Origin of the sequence: Anaplasma phagocytophilum, assembly GCF_023476575.1 — a bacterium.
GTDB classification, from domain to species: domain Bacteria; phylum Pseudomonadota; class Alphaproteobacteria; order Rickettsiales; family Anaplasmataceae; genus Anaplasma; species Anaplasma phagocytophilum_A.
The window spans coordinates 1-1,327 of record NZ_JAHLEX010000156.1 but is presented as its reverse complement, the minus strand read 5'-3'; the positions used below and the strand labels follow the sequence as shown (position 1 = coordinate 1,327).

Annotated in this window: 1 protein-coding gene; it reads right to left on the bottom strand. The window is 44.4% G+C overall.

Translation table 11 applies throughout. The features are described 5' to 3' along the window. Nucleotides 1-1,327, bottom strand: a 1,327-nt coding sequence (locus tag KPX09_RS05280; RefSeq protein ID WP_249549304.1) for a hypothetical protein, incomplete at both ends; no start/stop codon positions are given.

Genomic DNA, 1,327 nt, shown 5'->3' with positions numbered 1-1,327 from the left:
CTAGATAAGGTCGCGTCGTAAATAAGCCTTCGGGACCTGAGGCAGTTACCTCAGATACATCACGTCTCGCACTCTCTAGAGGTGTAATTTCAAGACTAGGACCTATAGAACGACGTAGGAATCTACATAAATTCCAGAACCCCGTTGAATTGAACAAAACTTCCGATATGATACCATCGAAGTTGCCCTCATATTTCGGGCAGTTTTTACGGACCAAAGCATAAAGGTCAGTTTCAGAGGTTACAACATGGTCACCTACATAATGAAGACTATCAGCAAAGCAGAGTAGGGGGTTACTTACAATACCATCTACCCCGAATAAATCGAGGAATGCAGTTATACCTGTGCGCACTAAAAGCGATAGGCTTTCAACGACATTCCGTGTATTTGCTAAAGGATCAACAAGTGGAAATGAATACGCTGCTCCATAGAGATGTTGTACTGCAGTCATTGAATGTAGTGCGCGAGCAGAATATACGCCTTCCTCACTAGGTTTGACATCCACTGTGCAGCAAAAACCAAGAAGAGATAGATTACACTCAAGCAGCATAGATGTTTTATCCAGAACAGGACTTCGAGCTGTTCTTAGCCCAAAACGGACATTTGTTATGCTGAACGCTAACGCACCCGAAATATCTCTATGAAGGATAAAATCATTTCTCACTACCAAGTGTACACTAATAGGTTTCGTTGTCCACCATGCTGTAGGAGCAAGAAGAACATGTTGATACAGGCGCAGAGTTCCAGTTCCATCACTCCCTACATCTGGTATTATACGTAAGCCTGCGTCAACAACTTGCACACTGCACTTCTTACTGAGTACAGTTGAGCATACGAGCTCCTTACATAACTTCACTATGTCTCTTCTATCGAAGTCAGACATGCTCACGATCGCTTCGACTATTCCGGTGTGGAGATGAGGGTCACCGATCATATTCTGCAGCGTTGCCGCTAAACGTGCCCTAGCTATCCCGGCTTTACATACATTATCTTCATCTTCACATTTTGCAGGGTCAAAATCCGGTATAATAAATGCGGAACCACGTTCTTGCAAGGAGAGATCATTATGTGATTGCACAAGTACTCTGTCGTTTTTCAACATCTGCGCTAACCTTCGTGTATCAGCTCTGCCTCGCAGAGGATCTCCTGTAACTCGCGCGATAGCCGAAGGATCTCCTTCTGATAACTTTTCAGCATATAGGGCAAGTGACGGAAACACGCGATTCTTCAAGAGGACGTCAAGCTCTGCACAACTTCTAGAAGGATATGTAGGGTCTAAGTTCAATACGCTACGTGTCGAAGGCAGTAAAGGTATTACGTCCATGGC